Here is a 19,863-nt window from a genome sequence, read left to right on the forward strand (position 1 = left end):
CCCCCCCCCCCCCCCCCCCCGGGCCGCCCCCCCCCCCGGGGGGCGGGCGCGGTGGGGCCTGGGGCCGGCGCCCCCCGCGCCCCCCCCCCCCACACCACCGGGCCCACGGCTCCGCTACCGCGGGACCGGCTCGGCCGGGCGCTCCTGCTGGCCCCGGTCCGCGACGGTCAGCTTGCAGCTGCCGTCCTCGCAGGTGCGCCGCAGGCGCCCCCGCGAGACGGTCTGTATCAGGCCGATGGTCCAGCACATCGGGCAGCCGCGCAGTGCCAGCACACCGACCGGCAGGAGCAGCAGGCTGATCGGGCCGACGGCCGGGATCAGCGCGAACGCGCCGACCAGGCCGCCGAAGCCGATGGCGCCCCGCGCCAGGTGGCGGGGCAGGGACGAACTCGCGAAGTCAGGGCCGCTGGCCCGGGTTGTCGTCATGGGTGTCTCCCGGCGCAGATGCGGAGTCGGATGCGGAGGTGGCATGGAGGGACCGCTGAACCGCGGTGCGGGCGCGGTGCAGACGCGACTTCATCGCGGAGGTGCTGAGGCCGAGCGCGTCGGCGACCATGCGCCCGCTGTAGCCCTGGATGTCCCGCATGATGAGCACGCGGCGCTGCTCGGCCGGGAGGGCGGCGACGGCCGCCGCCACCTTGCCCGCCTCGATGCGTTCCAGCACCACGTCCTCGGCCGAGCGCACGGCGGCGTCCGGCAGAGGGCCGCGAGGCCGCATGGTCCGCGCCCGCCGCAGACACTCGTTGCGGACGATGCGGAACATCCACGACGCCAGAGCACCGGACGTCCGGAGCATCCCGATCTTTCGATAGAGGATGATCAGGGCTTCCTGTGCCGCGTCCTCGGCGTCCTCCGGAGTGGCGCAGAGGGAACGGGCGAAGCGGCGCACGTTCGGGTGCGAACCCGACACCAACGCCGTGATCGAATCGACGTCGCCGCGCTGGGCGGCGACAATCAGCTGTTCGCCGGGCCAGGACGGGTCAGCCACGGGCGTACTTCCACTTGCGGACGGCGACGTAGGTGCACGTGCAGAGCAGTACGGCTCCGACGGCGATGGCGATACCTGTGATCATGAAGTCCTCCTCGTCACGTGCCGACGTCTGTCGGCACGTGTATAGGAGGTCCGGTCCCGCCGAAAGGATTCGGGCCGCGCCCCGAAAAGTTGATCCGGCCGTTCGTCAACGGCCGGCCGGTGAGAGCGCCTCAAGGACACCCACGTGACCGGCACCGTCCCCGCCATGGCCCCTCACCACTCCCGCGCGGCGACCAGCTCCTCCACGTCGGCGTCCACGAAGCCGTACGCCGTGGCGACGAACCAGAAGTTCTCGGCGATCTCCTCCCGGGCGACGGTCTCGATCTCGCTCCCGGCCTCGTCGAAGTCCGCCTCCAGCGCGTTGAACTCCTCGGTGGCCACCTCCGTGAGCGCGTACAGCGCGGTCAGATCGGCCGGCCGCTCCGCCTCGATCCGCTCGCAGAGCCTCAGCAGGATCGCCCGCCCCTTGTCGACCACATGGTCCGGGTAGTACCCGTCCTCGTACAGCGCCTTGAGAAACGCGTACCCCGTCACCTGCTCGTTCGTGATCGGCATGCTGGTCCCTTCCCCCTGATGATCACCGGACGTGTCCCATCGTGCACCACGCCACTGACAACGCCCCTCAGGCCGGTCGACGGAGCGGCTCGGCGCGTTGCGGAGCGCGCGACCGGGTACGAGTCTCACCCTGGAGGGACGGCCCGACGACGAGGGGTGGCTCTTGAGCACCGATCCGATCCACCGGGAACTGGACCGGCTCGCGGAGAAGACGGCCGATCAGGTCGTCGCCTGGCGGCGGCATCTGCACCAGCACCCCGAGTTGTCCAACCGTGAGGCCGGGACGGCCCGTCTGATCGCCGATCACCTCCGGACCCTCGGCCTGGACGAGGTCCGTACCGGGATCGCCGGGCACGGTGTGGTGGGGGTGCTGCGCGGCGGCGCGCCGGGTGCGCGCGTGATGGCGCTGCGGGCGGACATCGACGCGCTGCCCGTGGAGGACCGGTGCGGTGAGGACTTCGCCTCGCGGGTCGTGGACGCCGACTACCCAGGTGGCCCATTCCCGGTCTCGCACGCGTGCGGCCACGACTGCCACACCGCCATGCTCATGGGGGCCGCCACTGTGCTCGCCGGGGTGCGCGAAAGGCTGCCGGGGCACGTGCTGTTCGTCTTCCAGCCCGCGGAGGAGGGACCTCCGGTCACCGAGCGGGGCGGGGCGCTGGCGATGCTCGACGAGGGCGCGTGCGCCGATCCGGTGCCGACGATGACGTTCGGGATGCATGTCACGCCGTACCCCAAGGGGTACGTGGGCTACCGGGTGGGCAATCAGTACGGCGCGTCCACCCTGGTGCGGATCGTCGTCACCGGCAAGCAGACGCACGGCTCCACGCCGTGGCAGGGCGTCGACCCGATGCCCGCCGTCGGCGCGGTGCTGACCGGCGTCGGGCAGCTGTACCGCCAGGTCTCCGCGTTCGACCCGGTCACGGTCTCCATCGGCCACATCGAGGACGTCGGACGCTTCAACATCATCGGGCAGACCGTCACCCTGTGGGGCACGGTCCGCTGCGCGGTCGAGTCGGACATGACCGAGGTCCAGCGCCGCCTGACCACGCTCGTCGAGCACTCGGCTGCGGCGTACAACGCCTCGGCCACGGTGGAGTACCTCCAGGCGGTCCCGCCCGTGCACAACAGCGCCGAGTGGGTCGCGGCCGGCCTGCCGACGATCCGGCGGGTGGTCGGCGAGGAGCGGACGGTGGAGAGCGGGGCGACGCTGGGGTACGACGACGTGTCCGAGTTCATCGCCCGTTTCGGCGGCCTGTACGTGATGCTGGGCGTCCAGGACGCCTCACTGGACGCGGACGGCAAGCCGGTCCCCGTGCCGGGAGGCCGGGGCCTGGTCACCAACCACAATCCGCACTTCTACGCGGACGACGCCACCCTCGTCACCGGCGTCCGGCTGCACGCGCACGTGGCGTACGACCATCTGACGGGTGCCCTGACCGTCTAGGGGTGTCCGCGTACCGCGCCCCGAGTTGCGGGCCGCGCGACAGGCGCGAGGCTGGGACTCACACCCGCGTTCCCCGCAGGGAGAGACGATGAAGGACCTCGCAGCCCTCGCCGACGAGCATCTGGCCGCGGCGCGCACCGCTCCGCACGGCCGCAGTGCCCAGGTGGTGATCCACGACGGGGTGCTCCGGCAGAGCGTGATCGCCCTGCTGTCCGGCACGGCGCTCGACGAGCACAACGCGCCGCCGGCGGCGAGCCTGATGGTGCTCAGGGGACGCGTGAAGCTCACGGCCGCGGGGTGGTCCGAGGAGCTGGCGACGGGAGAGCTGAGGATGATCCCCAAGGAGCGGCACGGGCTCCTCGCCCTGGAGGACTCGGCCGTCCTGCTGACCGCCGTCAACGACTGAGCCACGGGCGCCCGAGGGTTCATACGGTCGCGTCGAGGTCCTCGGCGTAGTGCTCGATGGCGGGCCGGTACCGCCGTACGTACGGGTCGTCGCTCGTCGCCGCGAGCAGGCGCAGGAGCAGTCGTGCCGACTCGTGGTGGTCGCCGGTGTTGAACAGCGCCATCGCCAGGAAGGTGCGCAGCGCGCCGTCGTCCGGGAACTCCTCGACCGCGCCGCGCAGGGTGGCGACGGCCTCCTCGTACCGGCCGAGGGTGCGGAAGGTGCTGCCGAGGCCGAGGAGCGCGCCCCGGCGGTCCTCCTCGGACAGGCCGGTAGCGGTCCCGGACGGGCCGCCCCTGACGGTCTCCTTGAGCGCCCGCTCGTAGTAGGGCACCGCTTCGGCCTCCAGGCCGAGGACGTCGTGCGCCCACGCGGTCTGGTAGGCCACCTCGGCGTCGTCGGGCCGAAGGGCGGCGAGTTCCAGCAGGCGGTCGCGCGCCTCCTCCTGTCGGCCCTGCTCGCGGAGGGCGACCGCCGCCGCCAGCAGGCCGTCCCGCTCGTCGTCACTCATGGGGGTGGTGTCCATGGGCCCATCGTCGCAGGTCCCTGTGGAGGGCGGTCCGGTGACTGCCAGATGACGGAACGCCATACTCCTGCCGCCCAGTTGTGGCGGCCGGGCCCATAGGTGGTCGCGTCGGCCCGCGCCTAGTCTCCCGGCCATCAATCCCCCATGCCCCCTGGCATGACCGAGCCGCCGGGAGATCCCATGCGTCCACTCCGTCCCCTCCGCCCGCGCGGGCCACGAGGGCCCCGCAGACTGACCGCACTGCTGCTGGTCGCCACCGCGGCCCTCTTCCCCATGGCGACACCCTCGGCGGCCGCGCCCACGGCCCCCGCCCCGTCGGCCGCCGCACCGTCCGCGGCCGCACCCGCGCCCGTACCCGGCCAGCTGCGGCCGTACAACGTCGACGCCGTGTACAGCGCCGGCATCTCGTCGGGCGGGTACATGGCCACCCAGCTCCACGTGGCGTACTCGGGTACGTTCAGCGGTTCGGCGGTCTTCGCCTCGGGCCCGTACAACTGCGCCCAGAACACGCTCTCCACCGCTCTCAACGCCTGTATGAACACTGTCCAGGACCTCCAGCTCGCGCAGCTGGAGCAGACGACGCGGAACTGGTCGGCGCAGGGGCTCGTCGACCCGCTCGCGAACCTCGCGGGCGATCCGGTGTACGTCTTCAGCGGCTCGAACGACTCGACCGTCAAGCGGCCCGTGGCGGACGCGCTCGCCGACTACTACGGGCGGTTCGGCGCGCGCGTGACGTACAACCGCGGCACGGCAGCCGGCCATGCCTGGATCAGCCCGCTGGGCCCCAACTCCTGCACTGTCACCCAGAGTCCGTACATCAACAACTGTGGCGTCGACGCCGAGCGGGACCTCCTCGGCCATCTGCGGAGTTCCGTCGCAGCGCCGAGCGCGACGCCCGGCGGCACGCTGATCCGCTTCGACCAGAACGCCTACGCCCCGGGCGGCGCGGCCGCGCCGCTGTCGCTGGGCGCCGACGGATTCGTCTACGTGCCGAAGTCCTGCTCCGACGGAGCGACCTGCTCCTTGATGGTGGCGCTGCACGGCTGCAAGCAGGGGTACGGGTACCAGGGCTTCGGGACCCAGTTCGTCGACCGGGCGTATCTCAACGAGTACGCCGACACCAACGACATGATCGTGCTGTACCCGCAGGCGGCGGCGACCGGCACCCTGGAGAACCCCAACGGCTGCTGGAACTGGTGGGGTTATCTCGGCGACTCCGCGTACGCCCGGCACGGCGGCAAGCAGATCGAGGCGATCATGGGGATGGTGCGGGCGCTGCGCGGCTCCACTCCCCCGCCCGCGGCCGACCGGGTGACGCTGTCGAGCGTGGACGCGCAGGACGGCTATGTGAAGGCCGCGGCCGACGGTACGGGTGCGACGGTGGGCCCGCTGGAGGACACGTACGGCCTTGCGCTCGGCCGGGGCACGGACGGCAAGGTGAACCGGACGCTGCTCTCCTTCGACACGTCGAGGATTCCGGCGGGCAAGGAGATCACCCGTGCGTATCTGACGGTGGCGCGCAGCAGTGGTTCGGGCGATCCGTGGGCGTCCCCGGCGGGCAACCGGCTGCTGGTGGACGTGACGAGGGGTTGCTTCGGCGGGTGCGCGGTCGAGCCCTCGGACTGGTCGGCGGCGGCGACGGTGGCGGGCGGGGCGGCGATCGCCGCGTTCTCCGCGGGCTCGGCGGCCTCCACGGATCTGTCGGCGTCCGCCCTCGCGGCGCTCGACCGCAGCGGGACGACACAGGTACGGCTGCGCTTCGAGTCGGCCCCGTCCTCGACGGCGTACCTCTTCGTGAACAAGGACACCCCGGTGACGCTGACGGTGCAGTACCGACCGCTAACGCCCCACGCGCGTGGCCCCCTCACCCGATCGGCGGGGCCGACGCGGGGGACGTCTCGGTGGGCGGCGGTGGCTGAAGCCGTGCGCCGGGGCGGCGGGCCCCTGGCGGGGCCACGCTCCGTAGCCGGGGCCCGCCGGGTGGGGGCCGCCGGGTTCTGGTCCAGTGGAAGGAGTACTGCCCGGACGTCGACGCATCGGACGGCATCACATGACCATGTCCCCCTTCGGCTCCTTCGGTGGACCGGACCCGTTCAACGACCTGCTCAACCGTTTCTTCGGTATGTCGCCCGCCGCCTCTCCCCCGGCCGTGCAGCGCGTTCCGATCGGCCGGCTCCTGACGGACTCGGCACGGGAACTGATCGGCCGTGCCTCCGCTCGCGCCGTCGACGACGGCAGTGCCGACCTGGACACCGAGCATCTGCTCTGGGCCTGCACCCAGATCGAACCCTCCCGCACCCTGCTCGCCCAGGCGGGCGCCGATCCCGACAAGCTGGCCGCCTCGACCGCCGAGGCACTGCCTGGCGACAGCGGTGTCCCCTCGGCTCAGCCCGGGCTCACCCCGGCGGCCAAGCGCGTCCTGCTCCGGGCGTTCGAGCGCTCCCAGGAGTCGGGGGTCTCGTACATCGGACCCGAGCACATCCTGGGCGCCCTTCTCGACGACCCGAACTCGGCGGCGGCGAAGCTGCTGACGGCGTACGGGACGGACGTGGGCAGCCTGCGGTCCACCGCCGACCGGGCGGCGCGGGCGGACGGGACGCCGACGGCGAAGCCGGAGAGCAGGACGCCCACGCTCGACGAGTACGGCCGGGATCTGACCGAGGAGGCGAAGGCCGGGAAGCTCGACCCGGTGGTGGGACGGGCCGAGGAGATCGAGCAGACCGTCGAGATCCTCTCCCGCCGTGCGAAGAACAACCCGGTGCTCATCGGCGAGCCGGGCGTCGGCAAGACCGCGATCGTCGAGGGGCTCGCCCAGCGGATCGTGGCGGGCGACGTGCCCAAGACCCTGGAGGGCAAGCGGGTCATCGCCCTCGACCTGTCCGGGCTCGTCGCCGGGGCCCAGTACCGCGGCCAGTTCGAGGAGCGACTGAAGAACGTCATCGACGAGGTGAAGGCCGACGCGGAGTCGACCGTACTGTTCATCGACGAACTGCACACCGTGGTCGGTGCGGGCGCGACGGGCGAGGGCGCGATGGATGCCGGCAACATGCTCAAGCCCGCGCTCGCCCGTGGTGAGCTGCATGTGGTCGGCGCGACCACGATCGACGAGTACCGGCGGTACGTGGAGAAGGACGCCGCCCTGGAACGGCGCTTCCAGCCCGTGCTGATCCCCGAGCCCTCGGTGGCGGAGACCATCCAGATCCTGGAGGGGCTGCGGGACACCTACGAGGCCCACCACCAGGTCCGCTACAGCGACGCGGCACTCGTGGCCGCCGCCGAGCTCTCCGACCGCTACGTCTCCGACCGCTTCCTGCCCGACAAGGCGATCGACCTGATGGACCAGACGGGCGCCCGGGTACGGCTGCGCTCGCTGGGCAAGTCGACCGAGGTGGTCGATCGCGAGGACCGACTGGCGAAGCTGCACCGCGAGAAGGACGAGGCCGTCGCCGCCGAGGACTTCGAGAAGGCCAACGAGTTCAAGAAGGAGATCGCGCGGCTGGAGAGCGAGCTGGCGGGTGTGGTGGAAAGGCGCGAAGGCGTGATGGAGGTGACGGTCGACGACATCGCGGAGGTGCTGTCACGCCGTACCGGCATCCCCGTCGCGCAGATGACGCAGAGCGAGAAGGAGAAGCTCCTCAAACTGGAGGAGGCCCTGCACAGCCGGGTGGTCGGCCAGGACGAGGCGGTCACGGCCATCGCCCAGGCGGTGCGCCGTAACCGGGCCGGCATGGGCGACCCGAACCGTCCCGTGGGCTCCTTCCTCTTCCTCGGCCCGACGGGTGTCGGCAAGACCGAGCTGGCGAAGGCGCTGGCGGAGCTGCTGTTCGGCGACGAGTCACGGATGGTCCGCTTCGACATGGGCGAGTTCCAGGAGAAGCACACCGTCTCCCGGCTGGTGGGCGCCCCGCCCGGATACGTCGGTCACGAGGAGGCCGGGCAGCTCACCGAGAAGGTGCGCCGCCAGCCGTACAGCGTGTTGCTCTTCGACGAGGTGGAGAAGGCGCACCCGGACGTCTTCAACACCCTGCTCCAGGTCCTGGACGACGGCCGGCTGACGGACGCCCAGGGCCGGACGGTCGACTTCCGCCACTGCGTGGTGATCATGACGTCGAACATCGGCGCCCAGCGGATCCTGGAGCACCACGGTGACGTCTCGGCGATCCGCGACGACCTCAAGCAGGACCTGCGCGGCTACTTCACGCCGGAGTTCCTCAACCGCATCGACGAGACGATCATCTTCCACGGTCTCGGCGAGGACGACCTGGGCGACGTCCTCGATCTGCTGCTGCGACAGAGCGAACGCCGGGTCCATGCCCAGGGTCTGCACCTGGAGGTGACGGAAGCGGCGAAGAAGCTGCTCGTCGCCCACGGTCATCAGCCGGAGTTCGGTGCCCGGCCGCTGCGCCGTACGATCCAGACGGAGCTGGACAACCGGATCGCGGACCTGCTGCTGGGTGGTGAGGCCGATCCCGGCGACACGATCGTGGCGGACGTCCAGAACGACTCCCTGGTGTGCCGGGTGACGTCCCCACAGGCCGCTTCGGCATGACCGCAGGCGTCCCAGGTGACCACGGCACCTCCTTGGGCGCCTCCGTCCGACCGCAGGCCGTCTCGGTCTGCCCCTGAACGCCGCGGGGCCTGAAGGGTGGTGTCCTCCCCTTCAGGCCCCGCGGCCATGCCGGTGTCAGCTGGACTTGGTCCATTCGAGGGTGACCCGCAGGTTCGCCCGGCTGCTGCCCTTGACGATGAGCGCGGTCAGGCCGCCCGCGTCCAGGCCGAGTTCGCAGCCGAACTCCACGGTTGCCCGGTCGGGCGCCGCCTGGTGCAGCGCCTGGCCGAGCTGGCCGGCGAACGAGGACAGGGCGCGCGTGACCCCGGAGAGGTCCGGGACGCGGTCGCCCAGGCCCTCCAGGTCCGATTCGGGGCCGATCCGCTCCGCCTCCACGTAGAGAACGGCGTCTTCGACCTCGACCCTGGTGATGTCCCGCATCACGGATCCCTCCGGGAGTGGCTGGCGAGCAGAGCGCCAGTATCACCGAGGCGGGGTCGAGGGTCGGGCAGCGAGCCTCCCGGGGCGTGGCGGGCCCGACCCGCCCCCGCCCTGAGCGGGCCTCTCGGTCAGCGCGGGGTGTCGGCGGTGGGGGCGAAGGGCTCGCCCCGGTCCCTCTCGCTGCGGCTCCGGTCGGCTCAGCGCGGCGGTTCCGGCAGCTCCTCGCCGGTCTCCAGCAGCGACTTGAGGCTGGAGAGCAGGGACGGCCAGCCCTCGCCGATCATGCCGCGCATGGTGCCGTCGGGCTCCAGGTCGTCGTGCACGACGGTGAGCTTGACCGTGTCCCCGGCCGGTTCGATCTCGAAGGTCACCTTCGAGCGGCGCTCCTTGGCGAGCTTCGCGTACACCTCGTCACCGACGCCGACCGCCTCGGCCCACTCGGGCGTGAAGGTGTGCCAGGTGTAGGAGAGCCGACGGCCGGGCTCGGCCGCGAGGACGACCTGGTCGGGGTGGCTCGTCCGGCGGCCACCCTCGTTCCAGACCATCGGCGAGCCGGCGGTCCAGGTCGTCTCGAAGGCCACACCCCAGTAGCGCCGGGTGAAGGCGGGGTCGGTCAGGGCCTGCCAGAGCTCCTCGGGGGTGGTGCGGATGTACGTGGTGTAGACGAACGCGTTGCTGTCCATCGGGTTCTGCTCCAATGCTGACTTCAGGTCGGCGAGCGCGCTGACGCGCTCGCGGGCGTACCGACTGATCCAGCGGTCCCCGATGGCGTGGATCGGAGCGGCGTTCAGGTAGTGCAGCTTCTCCCGTCCCCGCCGCACCGTGACCACCAGCCCCGCCGCCTCCAGGAGCGCCAGGTGCTTGCTGACGGACTGCCGTGCCATGTCCAGCCCCGCGCAGAGTTCGCGCAGGGTCTGGCCGTTGCGGGCGTTCAGACTGTCGAGCAGCCGTCGCCGACTGGCATCGGCCAGCGCCTTGAACACCTCATCCATCGCCCCACCTCAACATGCAGCCTTTTAGCTGCATCTACGATAGGCAGCCGATCAGCTGCATGTCAACGACCTCCGTCTCGCCCGCACCCCGGGCGGGTCGCGGGGCCGCCACCACCAGGCCTTCCACCTCCTCCGCCGAGACACTCCCGCCCCGGGCCACCCGGTCGAGCACGAGCCCGTCGGAGGGCGTCCTCCAACCACGACATCCACAAGGCCCCCATCGTTGATTAGGTGCGAAACCACCTGATCAACGGTGCTGCTAGCGTGTCGGGATGTCCCTGAAGCACGCTGTCCTCGCGGCCCTCCTGGAGGGCGAGGCATCCGGATACGACCTGGCCAAGATCTTCGACGTGTCCGTGGCCAACTTCTGGGCCGCCACGCCGCAGCAGCTCTACCGCGAGCTCGACCGGCTCTCCGAGGCCGGTCTGATCTCCGCCCGCGTCGTGGAACAGGAACGGCGCCCCAACAAGCGGATGTTCTCCCTCACCGACGCGGGACGGCAGGACCTCACGGCGTACACCGCCCAGCCGCCGCGTCCGACCGCCATCCGCGACGAGCTGATGGTGCAGGTGCAGGCCTGCGACGAAGGCGACACCGAGGCGGTGCGGGGCTTCGTCCAGGAGCGGATGGAGTGGGCGCGGGGCAAGCTCGCACGGTGGGAGAGGCTCCGGGAGTGGATGCTCGCCGGGCGTGACGAGGACACGTACCTGCGCGAGGCGGAGCGGATCGGCCCGTATCTCACGCTGATGCGCGGGCGGTCCCTGGAGGAGGAGAACCTGCGTTGGGGCGAGCAGGTCCTCGCGATCCTGGACCGGCGACAGGCCGCGCGCCCACGCGTCTGAGGCGGGGCGCCCGCCCGTGACGGGCCTCCCTACCCTGCGGTAGCGTCACCCGTCGATGACCGGAGGAGCCGGTCGGAGACAAGGGGCGGGCCGGATGAACGTCGGTGACATCGTCGAGGACTTCACTCTTCCGGACGAAACGGGGACACCTCGTTCGCTGGGCGGTCTCCTCGCGGACGGGCCGGTCGTCCTCTTCTTCTACCCGGCGGCGATGACCGCCGGTTGCACCGCGGAGGCCTGCCACTTCCGTGACCTGGCCACCGAGTTCCGCGCTGCGGGAGCGCAACCCGTCGGCATCAGCTCCGACAGCGTCGCGCGGCAGCAGGAGTTCGCCGACCGCCACTCGCTCGGCTACCCGCTGCTCTCCGACCCGGAAGGCGCCATCCGCAACCGCTTCGGTGTCACGCGGGGCTTCTCGCTCGCGCCGACGAAGCGGGTCACGTTCGTCATCGACGAGGACCGCCGGATATTGGAGGTCGTCCGGAGCGAGCTGCGGATGAGCGTTCACGCGGACCGCGCCTTGGCGGCGCTGAAGGCACGCACCGCCTGAGCCGAGCCGCGATCGGATATTGGATCATGGAGATCGGATCCTGGATCCAATATCCATGATCCAGGATCCGATATCCGTGGTCCCGAGCGGCGCAGCCCCGCCCGGCTCGCCCGGCATGCGGGCGCACCAGGGCTGGGCGACACTCGCTCGTGTGCCCGGTCCCCCGGTGGCCGTGGCCGGAACGGAGTGCAGGCATGGACGACTACCCTCTCCTCAACCTCTTCTGGACCATGCTCTGGTTCTTCCTCTGGGTCATGTGGCTGTTCCTTCTGTTCAAGGTCATCACCGACATCTTCCGGGACCACGAACTGCACGGCTGGGCCAAGGCGGGCTGGCTCGTCCTGTGCATCCTGCTGCCGTACATCGGCGTGCTGGTCTACGTGATCGTGCGCGGCAAGAGCATGGGCCGCCGGGACATCCAGCAGGCGAAGGAGAGCGAGGCCGCGTTCCAGTCGTACATCCGCAAGGCCGCGGGCACGGCCGACGGCCACGGCAGCAGCGTCGACGAACTCGCTCGGCTGGCCGATCTCAAGGACAAGGGCGCCATCACGAACGAGGAGTTCGAGAGGGCGAAGGCAAAGGTCCTGTCCTGACGAACGGCGCACCGGACGAACCGGACCCGGCGGAACCGGCCCTCACCGAAGCGGCTCCTACGCTCTCCCGCTCGCTCCTGCGGGACGCGCGGGCCGAACCGGGCCGGTTCCCCGAGCTGCTCGCCGCCTTCGCGCTGCGGCACATGGGGCCGGCGGCCGGCCAGCGTGTGGAACGGTTGCGCGCCGAGCGCCCGCAGGCTGCGCAGGCCGAGCTCCGGGCCCTGGTCACGGAACGTGGACGGCGCGCGGTCACCGCCCAAGGGGCATTCGTGGGCGGACCGTTCATGCTGCTCATCCCCGTCGCGTTCTGCGGGGCGCTCCTGCTCCAGGCGCGGACGATCCTTGAACTGGCGGGCCTGGACGGCCGGGACACCACCGCACCCGAGCGCGCCGCGGAACTGCTGGTCCTGCAAGGGGTGTACGCGGACACGGAGACGGCGATGGCCCGCCTGCGCGCCCGGCCGGAGCCCACCGACGGACCCCTGCCCCGCCCCGGCCGGATCGCCGTCCTGTGGGACCTGGTCCTGCGGATGGCCCGCCTCCTCGGCATCCTGACGCCGGACGACGGCGGAAGCGGCCCGAGCCGTGTCGCCCGGCTCGGCCGGTGGGCCCTCCTCATCGTGGTCATCCTGACCGGTCTCGTGGCACCGCTGGTGTGGCTGCCGTACCTGGCGCTCTCGTACCACCGCTCCACCACCGTGCTGACGGACCGGGCGACCCTCTTCTACTTCGGCGTCCGCGACCGCAGGGCACCCCGCGCCGGCCGTCTCCAACCGGACATGGTCGTGGCCGGCCTGCGGGCCCTGGTGTCGCTCCTGATCCCTGCCGTCGGAGTGGCCCTGATCGTCCTCACGGACACGCGGATCGCCGGCGCGCACTGGCCCCTGCTGGCCCTTCTGCTGGTCACCACCCCCCTGATCGTGGGCAGCTGGTGGCTCTGGCGCCGCCGCCCGAAGCGGCGCTCCCGCCGGTGAGGTGTCGCCGCTCTGCACGGCGGTCCCGCACCCGACAGGGGTGCGGGACCGCGTCGCGAGCAGGGAACGGGTCAGCAGTTCATCGCCCACGTGTGGGAGTCGCCGCGGTCGTTGGCGGCTCCGTTGTACCCGACCTCCTGGCCGGGGGCCAGGCAGATGGTCATGGAGCCGCCCTGGTGAGCGCTCTCGTAGACGCGGACGTGGTCCTTGATGCCCGCTCCCGAGATGCCGTGGTTGGCCCAGGAGGAGTCGGTGTCGGCGATCCAGCTCTCCCACCAGCCGTCGTCGCCGCTCCAGTTCGCCCGCTGGCCACCGAAGTTGGCGTCCTGCCAGGTGCAGAAGTGGCCGCTCGGGCACTCGGCCGCCTGGGCGGGTGCCGTCAGGGCGAGGCCGCCGGTCAGGGTGAGCAGGGCGGCGGCGGTGATGGTGAGAATGCGCTTCATGAGGCGTGGGTGCCTTCCTGTGTGGTGACGGGTGCGGACAGTTCGACTGCCCGCCGCAGTGCGCGGGTGCGCAGCTGCTGGTACGTGGTGAGCTGGTCGTCCCGCAGGACACGTACCTTCGCCAGCTCGGCGGGCTCCAGCCGCGCCCGCACCTCGGCGAGTCCGCTCTCCTTGTCGCAGCGGGCGACGACGGCGGGCGCGGGGCGCTCGGATCGCGCGGGGCTCGGGGTGCCGGGCGGGGTCGCGCACCGGTTCCAGCGGGTGAGGGCGGCCCGGTGGGCGGGGTCGTCCTTCATCCGTTGCTGAGCCTCGGCACGCAGGTTGTCCACGGTCACCTGAGCGCGGAACCAGCGCGTCTGGTCGCCGTAGAGGGTCTGCCGGGCCGCGGCGAGGCAGCCGTCGGTGTGGGCGGTGACGGTGTGGCCGGTGGCGAGGGTGAGCGACAGCTCGCGGGGGCCGGTACCGAAGAGCGCCGCCTGAAGGCGTCGGTCCTCCTCGGTGGTGTCCGGCCGACGGGCGAGAGTGAGTCCGCGTGCGTCGAGACAGCGGTCGACGAGGGTGCGCTCGACGGTTCTGAGCAGTGCGTCCTGGGCCTGGGGTGTCGACGGGACGGTCCGCCCGGGGGCGGTGGTGACGCACCCCGTGAGCAGGAGTCCTCCCACCAGGGCTGCGGCGGCGCGCCGGATGTGCGCGGACGTGTCCTGCATGGCAACCCCCCCGTTAGGTCCCCGATCGGCGGGCCGCCGACGTGATCGTCACAGCCCGTGACGATCACTGCCCGGCAGGTGAGGAGGCATGCGCAAGATCACCCGAAGGGGTCCAACGCGCCGGAGCGCGCGCCGTCCGGGCGCGGCGCTCGCGACGGTACGGCTCCGGGAACGGCCCCGACGCTTGGCCCTGGGGAACGACAAAGCCCCGGTTGGACGGGGGATTCCAACCGGGGCCGATTGCCGCGACGACGAAGAGCGGTCACCTCAAGCGGGGGACCTGGGGACCGGACCCCTTCACCGTCACACATTGATGAACGATAAACCTTCAAGGCGGGTTCCGAGGCGTCCGAGGTGACCGATGTGAGACACCTCACCCCGTTTTCACCCCTCGTGCGTCTCACATCACGGACGGTAGACGGCCCCGGGTTGGGCCTCGCCGGGGGCGAGGAGCTGAGGAACGGTCACGAAGGTGAATCCCCGTTGCTTGAGTTCGTCGATGATGCCGGGCACCGCGGGAACGGTGCCGTCGTAGATGTCGTGCAGCAGGATGATCCCGTCGCCCTCGGCGCCGTCGAGCACCCGCTTCCGTATGAGCGCCGAATCGGTCGTGGCGTAGTCCTTGGCGGTGACGCTCCAGAGGACCTGCGCGAGGCCGAGGTCGCGGCTCACCTCGGAGACCGTGTCGTCGGTGCGCCCCTGCGGCGGGCGCATCAGGGTCGGCCGCTTCCCGGTGATCTTCTCTATCGCGTCCTGGGTCAGGGAGAGCTCCTCGCGCACCTCGTCCGCCTCCAGGTCGGTGAGGATGCGGTGGGTCCAGGTGTGGTTGGCGACCTCGTGCCCCTCGTCGGAGATGCGCTTGACGACCTCGGGGTAGCGATCGACGTGCTTCCTGCCGAGCAGGAAGAACGTGGCGGGGACCTTCTTCTCCTTGAGCACATCGAGGAGGCGGGGAGTGTCCTTGCCCGGGCCGGCGTCGAAGGTCAGCGCGATGCACTTCGCCTTCGCGCAGTCGACCGCGCCGGCCCCGCCTGCCTTGTCGTCCGACGTCGCGGCCTTGCCCCTGGCGTCGGCCGGGCTGATCGAGTCGACCCCGCAGCCGCTGAGTGCGAGCACGAGAGAGGCCGCCGCCAGAAGGGCGACGAACGATCCCCGGCGCTTCCCCGTTTCGGTTCGGAACATGGTGCTGCGGACCCGCTTTCCCCATAGATGGCTTCGGAACGCCACGCACGCCAGGTCAGGGGCGCGCTTTCGTGGCATGCCAAGCACTCTACACACGGTGTATACACGCGGTGCATAGGGGGCCTGGGCAGGGTCGGGGCAGACGTGTGCCCCGAGCGGTGCCCGTCCGCTCCGCCCGGGGCGTTCGTGTGCCGGCGGGAAGCCGGCAGGTCAGCGCGTCGGCATTCCGGCGCGGCGGCCGGTCAGCGGGAGGAAAGCAGCAGGCGCGCCTCGGTCTCCTGGTCTCCGGACACGGATTGCAGCGACTGGATGTCGAAGGCGGCGGCGAGGGTCTTCTCGACCTCGTCCACGGCGTGGTAGCCACCGGTCAGCAGCGCTCCGACCATGCCCGTCAGACGCACGGGCCCGGTCTCCTCCCGACGCCCCTCGGCCGTGTCGAACGTGGCCATCCAGACGGTGGGGGCGGGCGCGGTGGCCGCTCGCGGGCCGGGCGCGCTCATGTCCTCCAGCTTGTAGACGTGGTCGAGGACGTCGAAGACGGCCTGGGCGTCCTCGCGATCGCAGTCGCTCAGCTGCACGGTGACGTCGGTGTCGATGTGCGCGTCGTACACGTCGTTCATCTCCTCACTGCCGGGTGGCGTTCCTGTCGTCCCCGCCACGCTTCCAGCATCCCTCGCCCCGAGGTGTCACGCGACGTTCGGGATTGAAGTCCCCTCGCGCGGTTATCCGCGAAGGGGAGGGCGACCTTGGGAGGCTCCGTGTCCACTCGACCGACGCAGGACCAGACGGACAGCACCGGCCGCGCCCGAGGGCGTGACGAGACGCCGGAGGAACGCGCGGACCGCAAATGGAACGATCTGGTGCAGGAGATAAGGGTCGCCCAAACGGGCGTCCAGATCATGTTCGGCTTCCTGCTCACCGTCGTCTTCGCACCCCGCTTCGCCGATCTGTCGGACACCGACCTGACCATCTACGTGATCACGGTGTCGCTGGGCGCTACAGCCACCGGGGCCCTGATAGGGCCGGTCTCCTTCCACCGGCTGGTCGCGGGGCGCCGGATGAAACCCCAGACCGTGGTCTGGGCCTCCCGGATGACATTCATCGGACTCGTCCTGCTGCTCGCGACGCTGACCTGCGCGCTGCTCCTCGTTCTGCGGGTGGCGACGGACGACACCTTCGTGCCCTGGCTGGTGGCGGGTGTGGTCGCCTGGTACCTGCTCTGCTGGTACGCCCTGCCCCTCTGGGCCCGCCGCCGGTACGCCGACGAGGAGTCGGACTGAGCCCAGGGGCACGCTCCGGCTTACGCTCCCTCGACGACCCGCTCGACGGTGTCGGCCTCGGAGGCAGGCTTGTCCGGTCGGTGCCGTAGGACACGGGCGAAGCGGAGCGTCACACCGGCCGGGTACCGGGTGGAGCGCTGCAGACCGTCGTAGGCGATCTCGACGACGAGTTCGGGCCGTACCCGTACGGTGAAACCGTCGTCGCCCACGGCGAGTTCGCCGAGTTTCTCGGTCTGCCAGCGCAACATCTCGTCGGTGAGGCCCTTGAAGGTCTTGCCGAGCATCACGAAGGTGCCGTCCGCGGCCCGGGCGCCGAGGTGGAGGTTGGAGAGCAGCCCGGTTCGGCGGCCATGGCCCCATTCGGCGGCGAGGACGACGAGGTCGAGGGTGTGCACCGGCTTGACCTTGAGCCAGGTGCGGCCCCGGCGGCCCGCCACGTACGGCGCGTCCAGGGCCTTGACGAGGACTCCTTCATGGCCACGGGCCAGGGTGTCGGTGAAGAACCGCTCCGCCTCCTGAACCTGTTCGGGCGCCTCGGGGTCGTTCACCACGAGGCGGCGCACCCTGCGGTTCTCGGGGACCAGCCGGGCCAGCACCGCGTTGCGCTCCTGTCCCGTTCGGTCGATGAGGACCTCGCCGTCCGCCGCGAGCACGTCGAAGAAGACGGGTGAGAGCGGGAGTGCCGCGCTGGCGCCCTTGACGTCGAGGCGGGAGCCGACCCGCGAGGCGATGTCCTGGAACGCCACCGGCCGACCGGTGCGGGGATCGACCGCGATGACCTCACCGTCGAGGATGAACAGGTCGCCGGCCGTCTCCCGCGCCACGGCGACGACTTCGGGCAGCCGACCGGTGATGTCGTCCAGGGAGCGGGTGAACACCCTCACCTCCTCGCCTCGCCGGTGCACCTGGACACGGATGCCGTCGAGTTTCTCCTCGACGACACAAGGACCCAGCCCGGCGACGGCCTCGGTGACCGAGCCCGCCGTGTGGGCGAGCATGGGCAGGACGGGGCTGCCGACGCGCAGAGCGAACGTGCCGAGGGCGGCGGGGCCTTCGGCGAGCACGGCCCGTGCCACCCGGGGCAGGGACCCTTCAAGCATCACGGCGCGGCGCAGGTCCGCGGAGGGCACGGTGGCGGCCCGCGCGACGCCCTCGAGAGCGATGGCGTCCAGGGCGCCTTGGCGTACGTCGCCGGACAGCAACCGGATCAGGAACTCCTGCTCCTCCAAGGTGGCGGCGGCCATCAGTTCATGGACGAGCCGGGCGCGCTCGGCCTGCGACCCGGCCCCGGAGACGGCGGCGAGCTCGGTCATAACGGCGTCCGTGCCGGCAAGGGTGAGGGTGGGCTGCTCGGCAGGCGGCACGGCGGGCGGGATCGCGTTCTTGAGGACGCTCCAGCCGACGCCGATGCGTCCCTGCGGGAGCCGGCCGGAGAGGTAGGCGATGACCAGCGGGCTCTCCTCGGGCGCGGCTTCCGAGAAGAGCTCGGCCAGGACCGCGATCTTGCGTGAACGGGCGGAGGTGGCGGCGACCTGGAGGGACGCGTCCGCGAGTCGGGCCAGCAACATGCGCCCATCCTCCCCCTCCCAGGAGCGCAGCCGCACGTCGGGCACCCGTACGCGGTGACACCCGAACGCCGCGCCGGCCGACCGGGTCGCCGCCACGCAGACCCCGACCGCACTCTTCCCCGCGGCCCGGCCCACCCCCTTCCCTAGCCTCGGGAAGCCGTCGTCTCCGCGTCACCCCCGGTCGTCGTCCTGCGGCGCCGAAGGCGGTCGAGGAGGCCGCGGCGGGAGCGGGGCACAGGCGGGCGGACGAGCGTGGCCGCACGGGGCGGCCTCGCCACGACCGCAGCCGGTCCGTCGACCACCGGCGGCCCCTGGACCGACATCACCGGCCCGGCCACTTCCACCGGGGCGCCCTCCGGGCGGGGTGCCGGGCGGTCGGCACGCGCCTCGTCCAGAGCGAGAACGAGGCTCATGCGGTGCCAGAGGATCTCGTCCGGGTCGTCCGCCACCATCAGCCGTTCCGCGATCTCGCGGGAGGCCGCCGACTCCGGCAGCCCCGAGGGCGGCTCCGGGCGCAGCCGGTCGAGATGCGTCCGTTCGTACGGGTCGTCGACGACCTCGGCCAGCTGGACGGGGTCGAGGAGCGAGGCAATGGCCGCCGCCCGCACCCAGGGGTCCTCGGTCGCCCGGAGGAGCAACCCGAGACGCCGTGCCCGCCAGTTGCGGGGCCTGCGGTCCTCTCCCCCGTCGATGCGCTCCCTGATCTCCCCCGGCAGCCTGCCGGTCAGCAGCCCCGGGCGCGAGAGGGCGAACTCGCCCAACTCGGCCGCGAGATAGAGCCAGACCACCGTGCGGTAGCGGTTGAGGTAGAACCGCACCGGGCTCACGTGCCCCGTTCTGGCGAGCTTGGTGAAGCGCTCCGGAGCCACGGCGAGCAGCTCGGCCGCCTCTGCCGTGCCGACCGTCCGGACCCGGTCGCGCAGACCGGCCGGGAAGTCCGGCGCGGATGTGAGCCGGTCGATCTCGCCCTGCGCGACCCTGCGCCGCCCGCCTCGCGCTCCGGGAGCCGTCGGCGCTGCCCCCGGGGCCCGGGACGTGGCGGGCGGGGCGCCCGGCACGGTCCTCACCAGACCCAGCTGCACGGCGAGCTGGAATTCGTCCCGCCTCAGCTCCAGCTCCTGCGCCGCCCGCGTCGGTGCCAACGTGCGGGTGTCTTCTTCCCCTGCCATGACGGTCTCCCCGTGAGTGTTGATTACTCTCAGTGACGACCGTATGTCAGATGGGCTCGCCCCCGCTCGCCCTGTGGACAACTCAGAATTCGGCGGTGCCCGGCTGGCGTGCGGCCACCGCGAGGTGCTCGCCGACCCGGTTCACCAGCAGCGTCATCTCGTACGCCACCTGGCCGACATCGGCATCGGCTCCGCTGAGGACGCACAGGCAACTGCCCTCGCCCGCCGCCGTGACGAACAGGAGGGCGTCGTCGAACTCGACCATCGTCTGCCGCGCGCGCCCGGCCTGGAAGTGCCGGCCAGACCCGCGCGCCAGGCTGTGCAGTCCGGAGGAGACGGCGGCCAGGTGCTCCGCGTCCTCCCGGGCCAGTCCGCTGCTCGCTCCCGTGACCAGCCCGTCGTTGGACAGCACCAGCGCGTGCCGTATGTACTCGACCCGACGGGTCAAGTCGTCCAGGAGCCAGTCAAGTTCCGTGTCCAGCGCCATGCGTCGGTCCTTCCCCCTGTGTGTGGCGTCCCCGTCGACCCGAAGTCCCCGCGGTCCGCGTGTCGCGGGCAAGCCTTACG

At 71.4% G+C, this 19,863-nt stretch carries 22 protein-coding genes and 1 pseudogene; 9 read left to right on the plus strand and 14 right to left on the minus strand.

Features of this window, described 5'->3' with window-relative positions:
* Positions 1–114: 114 nt before the first annotated feature.
* The 3 genes from ACWF79_RS24475 to ACWF79_RS24485 all read right to left on the minus strand — a co-directional run bounded on the left by ACWF79_RS24475 (position 115) and on the right by ACWF79_RS24485 (position 1,588).
* Positions 115–426, minus strand: a complete 312-nt coding sequence (locus ACWF79_RS24475; protein WP_453730272.1) for a hypothetical protein — start codon at positions 424–426, stop codon at positions 115–117.
* Entirely contained in the window at positions 398–988 is a 591-nt protein-coding gene (locus ACWF79_RS24480; protein ID WP_453730273.1) for an RNA polymerase sigma factor, read from the minus strand. Before ACWF79_RS24480 ends, ACWF79_RS24475 begins: the two co-directional genes overlap by 29 nt.
* Before the next feature lie 258 nt (positions 989–1,246).
* Positions 1,247–1,588, minus strand: coding sequence for a DUF5713 family protein (locus ACWF79_RS24485; RefSeq protein WP_453730274.1), 342 nt, complete (start codon positions 1,586–1,588; stop codon positions 1,247–1,249).
* A 163-nt stretch (positions 1,589–1,751) separates the two neighbouring features.
* On the opposite strand from ACWF79_RS24485, the gene ACWF79_RS24490 reads away from it, so the two are divergent.
* Together ACWF79_RS24490 and ACWF79_RS24495 are read left to right on the plus strand one after the other, a co-directional pair.
* Positions 1,752–3,035, plus strand: coding sequence for a M20 metallopeptidase family protein (locus ACWF79_RS24490; RefSeq protein ID WP_453730275.1), 1,284 nt, complete (start codon positions 1,752–1,754; stop codon positions 3,033–3,035).
* 25 nt (positions 3,036–3,060) lie between these two features.
* Positions 3,061–3,441 carry a histidine phosphatase family protein gene (locus ACWF79_RS24495; RefSeq protein ID WP_453730276.1) on the plus strand — a complete coding sequence of 127 codons (381 nt, stop codon included), beginning with the start codon at positions 3,061–3,063 and terminating at the stop codon, positions 3,439–3,441.
* A 19-nt stretch (positions 3,442–3,460) separates the two neighbouring features.
* Here ACWF79_RS24495 and ACWF79_RS24500 read toward each other — a convergent pair whose 3' ends face one another.
* Entirely contained in the window at positions 3,461–3,991 is a 531-nt protein-coding gene (locus ACWF79_RS24500) for a tetratricopeptide repeat protein (protein WP_453730333.1), read from the minus strand.
* A 435-nt stretch (positions 3,992–4,426) separates the two neighbouring features.
* Between ACWF79_RS24500 and ACWF79_RS24505 the strand changes: the two are divergent.
* Positions 4,427–5,224: pseudogene (locus ACWF79_RS24505) on the plus strand (extracellular catalytic domain type 2 short-chain-length polyhydroxyalkanoate depolymerase); the annotation flags it as partial.
* A gap of 125 nt (positions 5,225–5,349) precedes the next feature.
* On the opposite strand, the gene ACWF79_RS24510 reads toward ACWF79_RS24505, so the two are convergent.
* The gene (locus tag ACWF79_RS24510; protein WP_453730277.1) at positions 5,350–5,814 is read right to left on the minus strand and encodes a hypothetical protein; all 465 of its coding nucleotides are present in this window, start codon (positions 5,812–5,814) and stop codon (positions 5,350–5,352) included.
* Between the two features lie 242 nt (positions 5,815–6,056).
* Here ACWF79_RS24510 and ACWF79_RS24515 point away from each other — a divergent pair, with 242 nt between their 5' ends.
* Positions 6,057–8,555, plus strand: coding sequence for an ATP-dependent Clp protease ATP-binding subunit (locus ACWF79_RS24515; RefSeq protein WP_453730278.1), 2,499 nt, complete (start codon positions 6,057–6,059; stop codon positions 8,553–8,555).
* 135 nt (positions 8,556–8,690) lie between these two features.
* Here the strand turns inward: ACWF79_RS24515 and ACWF79_RS24520 are convergent, their stop codons facing one another.
* A complete protein-coding gene (locus ACWF79_RS24520; protein WP_453730279.1) occupies positions 8,691–8,996 on the minus strand; it encodes a CU044_2847 family protein in 306 nt (101 codons plus the stop codon).
* A 197-nt stretch (positions 8,997–9,193) separates the two neighbouring features.
* The gene (locus ACWF79_RS24525) at positions 9,194–9,988 is read right to left on the minus strand and encodes an ArsR/SmtB family transcription factor (RefSeq protein WP_453730280.1); all 795 of its coding nucleotides are present in this window, start codon (positions 9,986–9,988) and stop codon (positions 9,194–9,196) included.
* A gap of 272 nt (positions 9,989–10,260) precedes the next feature.
* Between ACWF79_RS24525 and ACWF79_RS24530 the strand changes: the two genes are divergently transcribed.
* The 4 genes from ACWF79_RS24530 to ACWF79_RS24545 all read left to right on the plus strand — a co-directional run bounded on the left by ACWF79_RS24530 (position 10,261) and on the right by ACWF79_RS24545 (position 12,947).
* Complete coding sequence (locus tag ACWF79_RS24530; protein ID WP_453730281.1) at positions 10,261–10,830, plus strand: PadR family transcriptional regulator; 570 nt, start codon at positions 10,261–10,263, stop codon at positions 10,828–10,830.
* Between the two features lie 94 nt (positions 10,831–10,924).
* On the plus strand, positions 10,925–11,380 hold the full coding sequence (locus ACWF79_RS24535; protein ID WP_453730282.1) for a peroxiredoxin: 456 nt from the start codon (positions 10,925–10,927) through the stop codon (positions 11,378–11,380).
* Between the two features lie 194 nt (positions 11,381–11,574).
* A complete protein-coding gene (locus tag ACWF79_RS24540) occupies positions 11,575–11,973 on the plus strand; it encodes an SHOCT domain-containing protein (protein WP_453730283.1) in 399 nt (132 codons plus the stop codon).
* A gap of 269 nt (positions 11,974–12,242) precedes the next feature.
* Positions 12,243–12,947, plus strand: coding sequence for a hypothetical protein (locus tag ACWF79_RS24545; RefSeq protein WP_453730284.1), 705 nt, complete (start codon positions 12,243–12,245; stop codon positions 12,945–12,947).
* Positions 12,948–13,018: 71 nt separating this feature from the next.
* On the opposite strand, the gene ACWF79_RS24550 is transcribed toward ACWF79_RS24545, so the two are convergent.
* The 4 genes from ACWF79_RS24550 to ACWF79_RS24565 form a co-directional block, all read right to left on the minus strand.
* Positions 13,019–13,390 (minus strand): peptidase inhibitor family I36 protein, encoded by a 372-nt coding sequence (locus ACWF79_RS24550; RefSeq protein WP_453730285.1) that lies wholly within the window; start codon positions 13,388–13,390, stop codon positions 13,019–13,021.
* Positions 13,387–14,097, minus strand: a complete 711-nt coding sequence (locus ACWF79_RS24555; protein WP_453730286.1) for a hypothetical protein — start codon at positions 14,095–14,097, stop codon at positions 13,387–13,389. The genes ACWF79_RS24550 and ACWF79_RS24555 overlap by 4 nt, the downstream gene beginning before the upstream one ends.
* 405 nt (positions 14,098–14,502) lie before the next feature.
* On the minus strand, positions 14,503–15,279 hold the full coding sequence (locus ACWF79_RS24560) for a polysaccharide deacetylase family protein (RefSeq protein WP_453730287.1): 777 nt from the start codon (positions 15,277–15,279) through the stop codon (positions 14,503–14,505).
* Between the two features lie 242 nt (positions 15,280–15,521).
* Positions 15,522–15,899 carry a hypothetical protein gene (locus ACWF79_RS24565; RefSeq protein WP_453730288.1) on the minus strand — a complete coding sequence of 126 codons (378 nt, stop codon included), beginning with the start codon at positions 15,897–15,899 and terminating at the stop codon, positions 15,522–15,524.
* A gap of 138 nt (positions 15,900–16,037) precedes the next feature.
* On the opposite strand from ACWF79_RS24565, the gene ACWF79_RS24570 reads away from it, so the two are divergent.
* Positions 16,038–16,559 carry a DUF6328 family protein gene (locus tag ACWF79_RS24570; RefSeq protein ID WP_453730289.1) on the plus strand — a complete coding sequence of 174 codons (522 nt, stop codon included), beginning with the start codon at positions 16,038–16,040 and terminating at the stop codon, positions 16,557–16,559.
* Between the two features lie 20 nt (positions 16,560–16,579).
* Here ACWF79_RS24570 and ACWF79_RS24575 read toward each other — a convergent pair whose 3' ends face one another.
* The 3 genes from ACWF79_RS24575 to ACWF79_RS24585 form a co-directional block, all read right to left on the minus strand.
* On the minus strand, positions 16,580–18,127 hold the full coding sequence (locus ACWF79_RS24575; protein WP_453730290.1) for an ATP-dependent DNA ligase: 1,548 nt from the start codon (positions 18,125–18,127) through the stop codon (positions 16,580–16,582).
* A gap of 143 nt (positions 18,128–18,270) precedes the next feature.
* On the minus strand, positions 18,271–19,296 hold the full coding sequence (locus ACWF79_RS24580) for a DUF6397 family protein (protein WP_453730291.1): 1,026 nt from the start codon (positions 19,294–19,296) through the stop codon (positions 18,271–18,273).
* An 82-nt stretch (positions 19,297–19,378) separates the two neighbouring features.
* On the minus strand, positions 19,379–19,783 hold the full coding sequence (locus ACWF79_RS24585; RefSeq protein ID WP_453730292.1) for a roadblock/LC7 domain-containing protein: 405 nt from the start codon (positions 19,781–19,783) through the stop codon (positions 19,379–19,381).
* Positions 19,784–19,863 lie beyond the last annotated feature (80 nt).

It is taken from the genome of Streptomyces sp. NPDC054975, assembly GCF_053609105.1.